The 7847-nt window shown below is 67.4% G+C and carries 10 protein-coding genes and 1 pseudogene; 8 read left to right on the forward strand and 3 right to left on the reverse strand.

Annotated elements, in window-relative coordinates:
* Positions 1-366 precede the first annotated feature (366 nt).
* A complete protein-coding gene (locus AC1D12_RS18000; RefSeq protein WP_477841987.1) occupies positions 367-1866 on the forward strand; it encodes an FAD-dependent monooxygenase in 1500 nt (499 codons plus the stop codon).
* Positions 1867-2062: 196 nt separating this feature from the next.
* On the forward strand, positions 2063-2296 hold the full coding sequence (locus AC1D12_RS18005) for a hypothetical protein (RefSeq protein ID WP_477841989.1): 234 nt from the start codon (positions 2063-2065) through the stop codon (positions 2294-2296).
* 52 nt (positions 2297-2348) lie between these two features.
* On the opposite strand, the gene AC1D12_RS18010 is transcribed toward AC1D12_RS18005, so the two are convergent.
* Complete coding sequence (locus AC1D12_RS18010) at positions 2349-2606, reverse strand: hypothetical protein (protein WP_477841991.1); 258 nt, start codon at positions 2604-2606, stop codon at positions 2349-2351.
* A gap of 71 nt (positions 2607-2677) precedes the next feature.
* On the opposite strand from AC1D12_RS18010, the gene AC1D12_RS18015 reads away from it, so the two are divergent.
* The 3 genes and pseudogenes from AC1D12_RS18015 to AC1D12_RS18025 form a co-directional block, all read left to right on the forward strand.
* Positions 2678-3985: an NRAMP family divalent metal transporter gene (locus AC1D12_RS18015; RefSeq protein WP_490363542.1), complete on the forward strand. Its 1308-nt coding sequence runs from the start codon at positions 2678-2680 to the stop codon at positions 3983-3985.
* A 135-nt stretch (positions 3986-4120) separates the two neighbouring features.
* Entirely contained in the window at positions 4121-4381 is a 261-nt protein-coding gene (locus AC1D12_RS18020) for a hypothetical protein (RefSeq protein WP_477841993.1), read from the forward strand.
* Between the two features lie 10 nt (positions 4382-4391).
* A pseudogene (locus AC1D12_RS18025) lies at positions 4392-4749 on the forward strand (endonuclease/exonuclease/phosphatase family protein); the annotation flags it as partial.
* Between the two features lie 176 nt (positions 4750-4925).
* Here the strand turns inward: AC1D12_RS18025 and AC1D12_RS18030 are convergent.
* The gene (locus AC1D12_RS18030; protein ID WP_477828575.1) at positions 4926-5435 is read right to left on the reverse strand and encodes a hemerythrin domain-containing protein; all 510 of its coding nucleotides are present in this window, start codon (positions 5433-5435) and stop codon (positions 4926-4928) included.
* Between the two features lie 424 nt (positions 5436-5859).
* Here AC1D12_RS18030 and AC1D12_RS18035 point away from each other — a divergent pair, with 424 nt between their 5' ends.
* Genes AC1D12_RS18035 through AC1D12_RS18045 form a run of 3 tightly spaced genes read left to right on the forward strand, consistent with a single transcriptional unit; the run spans position 5860 to position 7190 of the window.
* A complete protein-coding gene (locus AC1D12_RS18035; RefSeq protein WP_477841994.1) occupies positions 5860-6171 on the forward strand; it encodes a DUF4398 domain-containing protein in 312 nt (103 codons plus the stop codon).
* Entirely contained in the window at positions 6168-7025 is an 858-nt protein-coding gene (locus AC1D12_RS18040) for an OmpA family protein (protein ID WP_477841995.1), read from the forward strand. The genes AC1D12_RS18035 and AC1D12_RS18040 overlap by 4 nt, the downstream gene beginning before the upstream one ends.
* A gap of 15 nt (positions 7026-7040) precedes the next feature.
* Positions 7041-7190 (forward strand): hypothetical protein, encoded by a 150-nt coding sequence (locus AC1D12_RS18045; protein ID WP_477828348.1) that lies wholly within the window; start codon positions 7041-7043, stop codon positions 7188-7190.
* On the opposite strand, the gene AC1D12_RS18050 is transcribed toward AC1D12_RS18045, so the two are convergent.
* A partial coding sequence (locus tag AC1D12_RS18050; protein WP_477841997.1) for a Crp/Fnr family transcriptional regulator occupies positions 7191-7847 on the reverse strand: 657 nt, incomplete at its 5' end.

A 7847-nucleotide genomic window follows, 5' to 3' on the forward strand; every position in this document is an offset into this window, starting at 1 on the left:
CCGTCGTCCCGGGCGAGCATGTCGTCCAGCGATTCAGGCTGAAGGTGCCGCTCGATGGCATCTCGGAAGCTTTCCGATTTCTAGGTGCCGACGCACGCGGCGATGACATCCACATCCCAGTGCGCTCGGAGGCTGACATCGAACGCGTTCTGCACGAAGAGCCGGCATCCGAATAAAGTTGGCCTAGAAGCGGTCGGTCACAGGGGGCCCGCTCCTGGCCGGCTACGGCCTGCCTGGATTTGCCATTGGTCATGCCTTTTGCCGTGCTATTTCATTCGATGCTCGGACTTGACCCGGCAGCGCACCGAGGACTTCCTGCGCGCCCTGCCACGCGGATGAGGGACTGATTCCGGGAGCACACGAACGATGATTGAGCATGCGGTGGTGATCGCCGGCGGAGGTCCGACGGGGCTGATGTTGGCAGGTGAATTGGCGCTGGCAGGCGTGGACGTCGCTGTCGTCGAGCGCCGTCCCCATCAAGAACTCTCCGGTGCGCGCGCCCTGGGAATCTCCTCGCGAACCATTGAAGTGCTCGACCAGCGCGGCATCGCGGATCGATTCCTCGCGGCGGGACAAACCGCGCAGGTCACGGGCTTCGCCCTCACCCGCCTGGACATCAGCGATTTCCCGACTCGCCACAACTACGGGCTGGCGCTGCGGCAGAAGCACATCGAGCGCATCCTCGCCACCTGGGTCACCGAGCTCAAGGTGCCCATCCTCTACGGCCGTGAAATCACGGGATTCGTGCAGCACGACGGCGGTGTCGACGTCGCACTCGCCGACGGTCGATCACTGAGGGCGCTGTATCTCGTCGGGTGCGACGGCGGACGCAGCCTCATTCGCAAGACGGCGGGCATTGACTTCCCGGGTTGGGATCCGACCACGAGCAACATCCTCGCGGAAGTGGAAATGACGGAAACGCCTCCGTACGGGGTGCATCGGTCGTCTGCCGGCGTGTATGCCTTCGGGCGGTCGGAGTACGAGATCAAAGGCAGCGAGATCATCTACAAGGATGTGGGCCCGATTGGCGTCATGGTGACCGAGCCGAACCCGAATGCAGGCACCGAGCCGACGCTGCGCGATCTCAAGGAACGGCTCATCGCCGCGTGCGGCACCGACTATGGCGTCCACAGCCCGACCTGGATCTCCAGGTTCACCGACACGACGCGGCAGGCCGCGCAGTATCGCCGTGGACGCGTGCTGCTCGCCGGCGACGCCGCCCATGTTCACTCGCCGATCGGCGGACTGGGGCTCAACACGGGCGTGCAGGATGCGGTGAACCTCGGGTGGAAGCTGGCGCAGGTGATCAAGGGGACGTCACCGGAGAACTTGCTCGACACGTATCACGCCGAGCGTCACCCGGTCGGTGCGCGCGTGCTCAAGACCACGATGGCGCAGGTTGCACTGCATCGCGAGGACGCTCGCACACTGGCTGTCCGCGACATCGTGGGCGACTTCCTCAAGATGGAGGAGCCSCGCAAACGAATCGCTGCGGAGATGTCCGGCCTGGACATTCACTACGACCTCGGCAAGGGCCACCCGCTGCTCGGACGCCGCATGCCCGATCTCGACCTGGTCACCGCGATCGGCCCACTGCGGGTCTTCACCCTGCTGCATGATGCCCGACCGGTGCTGCTCAACGTCGGTGAGCCGGGGAGCTTTGACATCGCTGCGTGGGCAGATCGGGTTCGGCTCGTCGACGCGAAATACGTCGGTACGTGGGAGCTTCCGGCACTCGGGGTGGTCACGGCTCCCACCGCGGTGTTGATTCGGCCCGACGGCCATGTGGCTTGGGTCGGAGACACTGCTCCATCCGGGCTCGTCGATGCATTGACCACCTGGTTCGGGCCGCCTGCGGCGACGTAGCCCACCCGGCTTGATGGTGTGCTGCGGACGAGGCAAGCGCAGTCTCCTGTCTCGCTTGGGGGCAGATCGACCCGTCAGCCCGGCAGCCTCTGCGCCAGCAATCAAATCGCTCAATGGTGACGCAGAGTCGAGGCCGCGGCTTCACGCCGAGCGTCGGTCTAGCGACTGGCTAGGCATCACTGCCGTGAGCATACGTATGCGCTGGCTCCCGGGCCGCGTTGGCGCGCTTGTCGCCCAGGGCCGCACCCAGTGCGATGCCAATGCCAACGCCAACTGCGAGGCCGATGCCAATACCCAAGGCCAAGTGACCAAGAGCAACGCCGAAACCGGCGCCAGCGGCCAGGCCAACTGCTGTGCCCCACGCTACGCCAACGCCAAGGTGGTGTTCGCGGATCTCGCTCTGCTTTTCATCCACAGTGCTTCTCCTTGATGCCAAACGTTGAAACTGGGCTGCGACCTGAGGTTCGCTGCAGGGCGTCAGCTCAATCGACCTTTTTCAATCCAGTGATCATCCCGCATAGCCTACCCGAATGCTGCCAGCCATGAGCGACAGCACCTGGCCGGCCGTGAACACCCCATGTGCTCACGTCCAGGCGATGAATCGCCGCGGACTCGACTTCCTGGAACACCTGCGCGCCGAGCTGTCGAATGGACGCGTGGTCGCTGGTTCGAGCTCCGCACGGCCAGCCAATCCGATCAAGGACGTGGCACAGTTCACCAGGCGCCTCGATCCAGCTCACGCGCTTGTCCTACGCTAGGCGGTGTCGGGGTCCTATCCGGGGTGGCGTGTCGGCCTTCGATGATCGACGGCATGCCCCTTGCAACGACGGCCAAGGCCTCCGCTCCCCACCCCGACCCCGCCGCCGCGCGGCTCGCGTGGTGGAAGACGCTCGGCCCCGGACTAATCACCGGCGCKGCCGAYGACGACCCKWSCGGYATCGCCACCTACACGCAGGCSGGSGCGCARTTCGGCTACGGCATGGGCTGGAGCGTGCTGTTGACCTTTCCCCTGATGGTGGGCATACAGCTGGCCAGCGCCCGCATCGGTCGCATCACCGGCCGCGGCCTGACCGAGAACTTCGCAAAGCTGTGCCCGTCCTGGCTCGTGATCGGATTGGTCTCGCTGCTGGTCGTGGCGAACGTGATCAACCTCGGCGCCGACCTCAACGCGATGGCCGATGCGGTGGCGCACGTGGCGGGCGGCCCGACCGCGGCGTACGCGGTCGGGTTCGGGCTGCTGTCGCTCGCGCTGCAGGTGTGGCTGCCGTACAGGCGCTACGTCGGCATCCTCAAATGGCTCACGCTGAGCCTGTTCGCCTACGTGGGGGTGGCGTTCGCCGTGCACGTGGACTGGCGCGCCGCGCTGCACGGCGCGCTGCTGCCGCACTTCGTGTGGAGCAGGGACTACGTGACAACCCTCGTCGCGATCCTCGGCACCACCATCAGCCCCTACCTCTTCTTCTGGCAGGCGGCGCAGGAGGTCGAGGAGATCCACCGCGTGGCCGAAGACCAGCCGCTGCTGCGCGCACCAACGCAGCGCGAGGCGCAATTCAGGCGCCTGCGCATCGACACGATCGCCGGCATGGGCTTCTCGAACCTGATCGCGTTCTTCATGATCGTTGCCGCCGCCGCCACCTTGCACCAACAAGGCATCACTCACGTCGAGACGACGACGCAAGCGGCGATGGCGCTCAAGCCGATTGCCGGCAATTTCGCGTTCGTGCTGTTCGCGGCCGGCATCGTCGGCACCGGCATGCTCGCGCTGCCGGTGCTCGCCGGCTCGGCGGCCTACGCGGTGGCCAGCGTCGTACGCGTGCGCAAGGGTCTGGATCAGCCGCTGCACCTCGCCCGCGCCTTCTACGGCATCCTGGCCGCCGCGATGGTGGTCGGGGTGTTCATCAGCGTCGCCGGCTTCGACCCGATGCGCGCGCTGTACTGGTCGGCGGTCGTCAACGCGGTGATCGCGGTGCCGATCATGGTGGGCGTGATGGTCGCGTCGACCCATGCCCGCGTGATCGGTGCCATGCCGCTCGGCCGCCCCTGGCGCGTGCTCGGCTGGGGCGCGACGCTTGCGATGGCTGCCGCCAGCATCGCGATGCTCGCGACATCGTTCGTCTGAAGGTGGGCGGCAGGTGGCAGCGACCAAGCTCGCGATCCACGCTGCGATCGCCGCCAACGTGGCGATCGCGGCTACCAAGTTCGCGGTGGCCGGCATCACCGGCAGTTCGTCCAGGCCACCGGCACGACGCCGTTCTTGGAGGCACTGCACCGCAGCAAGGACCCGACCACCTACACCGTGCTCGCAAAAGACGCCGCCGCGCTGCTCGGCCTGCTGATCGCGGCCGCCGGCATCGCGCTGAGCCACCGCTTCGACTGGCCCGAGCTGGACTTCGCACCCGGCGTCAGCGCGGCCGAGGCGGCCACGGCCACGACCGCGCTGCAGGGCCAGGTGCGCGCCGCGTACCCGGTGATCAAGCGCCTGTTCATCGAAGCCGCGGCGGCGGCCCCTCCTTGAGGTGAACGCGATGAAGATTGCGACCTGCAACATCAACGGCATCAACGGGCGCCTGGCAGCCCTGCTCGCCTGGCTCGAGCGGGAGCAACCGGATGTCGTGTGCCTGCAGGAGCTGAAGGCCGCGCAGGCCACGTTTCCGCGCGCGGCGCTCGAACCGCAAGGAGCCGGTGCTGCTCGCGGGCGACTACAACGTGGTGCCGACAGACGACGCGGCGGACATCTACAACACGCGCTCCTGGCTGAAGGACGCGCTGCTGCAGCCCGAAAGCCGCGACGCCTTCCGCCGGCTGCTCGACCAGGGCTGGACCGACGCCGTGGCGCGACTCCATCCCGGCAAGCCGATGTACACGTTCTGGGACTATTTCCGCCAGACACTCGCGCCAATGCGCGATAGGCAAGACGGAGCCGGCATTGGCCACGCTTTCAGCGTCGATCACCGACGACTCAAGATCGCCGAGGGGCAACCCGCGCTGCGAGAGGGCTGTGATGGCTCCAGTGCATGGCTTGGCATACCGCAGATTGAGGACGGCCGTCATTCCGTCCCTCACACCGACGAACTCGCCGCAGCCTCCGCCAGCAGTTCTTCCTTCCGGCTGGCCATCGCGACACCCAGCACCTGCAGGTCCAGGCCCGAATTGCGCATCTTCGGGAACATCTCGTCTTCCTCCTCCTCGACATGGTGGTCGATGAGTTCGCCGAGCACCTTGACCTTGGCGTCGTACAGGTCGTCGCCAGCCTGCATCGATTCCAGCTGGGCGATCAAGTCCTTGGCGCTGGCATGCTCGACCACGGCTTCGTCGATCARGTCGTCTTCCTTCAGCGCTTCGCGCGCGGCCGGGTAGAAAAGCTCCTCTTCAATGGTGGCGTGCACCGTCAGCATGGTGCAGATCTGCTGCGCAAGGGCTTGCCTGTCGCTTTCCGAGCCCTCGTTCTCCGCCAGCTCGTCGTACTGGTCGAACAAGTCCTTGACGTCTTCGTGATCCTGTTCCAGCAAGGTGATCGCGTCCGTGGATTCGCTGCCGTCGTCTTGTGACTGGGAGGGGTGGATGGCCATGGTTCAACTCCTGAGTGGGTGCAGCCGACATGGCCACACTGCCTGGGTGCTTCGAGCGTAGTCCGCGAAGTCACACACAAGCAGGACCTGGGGGCAAAAGAGGACGGCTCCTACAGCAGTGCCGAGGTCACGCCGACGGATAGCTCCACATCCACRCCGGACAGCTTTCGCCGCGCCTCGCCGCACGGCCTTGCGTGCGCTGGCAGACAGACGGCAGCGCCGCCGGCTGCCATGGTCCGGGCATCGGCGGCGCCAGAGTGACATCGCACGTCGAGCTACGTTTGCGTCAAGGGGTGCAGCCGCAGACACCCCACCGTCCTCCCCTGTTTCCCTTCCTCCGAAAAGGAGTCCCCTCATGAGACTCATGCATGTGCCTTGCCTGGCGTTTCCGCAGGCGCCCCGTCCCATCCTCCTGGCTGGGTTGATGGTCCTCATCGCCGGTGGCTGCGCCACCACGCCGCCACCGACCGAACAGATGGCCAGCGCCAAGGCCGCGGTCGACAGTGCCGCCGTCGACGGCGCGCCGGCCTATGCACCCACCGAGACGCGCCTGGCCACCGACAAGCTGGCCGCCGCGCAGAAGGCCGTGGTCGCGAAGGATTACGTGCTCGCGAAGCAGCTGGCCGAGGAAAGCCAGCTCGACGCGCAGCTCGCGGTGCGCAAGATGCAGACCGCCAAGTCCAGCAAGGCAGCCGACGAAGCCCGCAAGGCCGCGTCCCCCGGAGGTACCCAATGAACACGCTTTCGATCTTCACAGTCACCGCACTGGCCGCAGCGCTGGTGGCCTGCGGCACCGTGCCGCAACCCAACGCCGCCCTCGACAGGGCTCACGCCAGCTATGAAACGCTGCAAGGCGACCCGAAGGCCGTCGAGTACGCCGGGCCGGAGATGACGCAGGCCCGCGAAGCGCTCGCGGCCGGCGATGCGGCCCGCGCGCGCGGCGACACGCTGCGCAGCGTCGACCACTTCGCCTACCTGGCCCAGCAGCGCGTGGCCATCGCGCGCGAGGCCACCAGTGCCAAGACCTGGGACAAGGCCGCCGCCGATGCCAAGGCCGGCAGCGTCGGCGACAAGGCGGCGCGCGAGGTGGCCGCAGCCCGCATGGCAACCCAGGCCAAGGGCGCGGAACTGGCGGTCGCCACGGCCGGCGCGCAGCAGGACAAGGCGCGTGCCGCCGAGCTGGAGCTGCAGCTGAAGGCGCTGGGCTCCAAGCAGATCGACCGCGGCGACGTGATCACGCTGGGCGACGTGCTGTTCGACTCCAACCGCGCCCAGTTGCGCGCCGGCGGTGTGCGCGACATGGGCAAGCTGGTCGAGTTCATGAAGAACCACCCGAAGCGCACCGCGATGATCGAGGGCTTCACCGACAGCCAGGGCACCGAGAGCGGCAACTTCGAGCTGTCGACGCGCCGCGCCGAAACCCTGCGCATGGCCTTGATCGACCAGGGCGTCACCGCCGATCGGCTGCGCACGCGCGGCTACGGCGAGGCCTACCCCGTCGCCAGCAACGACAGTGCCGCGGGCCGGCAGATGAACCGTCGCGTCGAGATCATCCTCTCGGATGAGAACGGCGTGTCCAAGCCACGCTGAAATCGGGAGACCACCATGTCCAAGGAACGCAAGCACGGCAACAAGGAAGTGAAGAAGCCCAAGCAGGCGCAGCAGGCGCAGGCGCCGGTGGCCAAGCCGGGAACGCCGGTGCTGGCGATTCCGGCGATAGCGCCGGCCACGTCGGATCGCCAGCGCAAGCGGTGATCAGGCCGCGTTGATCGCCGGGGCCGGTGCCCGGCCGATCGACAGGCCGTAGATGCGCCGGTCGGCCAGGTAGCAGCTGCAGGCTGCCGCCTCCAGGCCGGCGCGGTCGATCACGCGCAACTCGCCGCGGCGATATTCGATCAGGCCCCCCGCCTGCAGCGCGCCGGCCGCGGCCGTCACGCCGACGCGCCGCACGCCCAGCATGTAGGCCAGGAACTCGTGCGTCATGTGGAAATGATCGGACTGCGCGCGGTCCTGGCTCATCAGCAGCCAGCGCGCCAGGCGCGGGCCGATCAGGTGGAAGCGCAGGCAGGCGGCCGAGCCGGCCAGCTGCGCCATCAGCACATTGACATAGCGGCCCAGGCTGCGCTGCAGCGCAGCGCTGTGCCCCAACTCGCGCCGGAATGGCGCGGCAGCAATGCGCAGCGCCGTGCCTGGCCCTTGCACCACCGCGTGCAGCGGCGCGATCGGCACCCCCAGCGCCACGTGCACGCCGAGCATGCCCTCGCGTCCCACCATGCCGACCTCCAGGCCGGGATGGGCATCCACCCGCGAGATCAGCGACACGAAGCCCTCCATCGGGAAGTACACGTGCCGGGTCGGTTGGCCCGCCTCGCTGAGTACCTCGGCGAGCGTCATCTCGACCGCCTCCCCCGC

Source organism: Rhizobacter sp. P1_G5, from assembly GCF_056405435.1.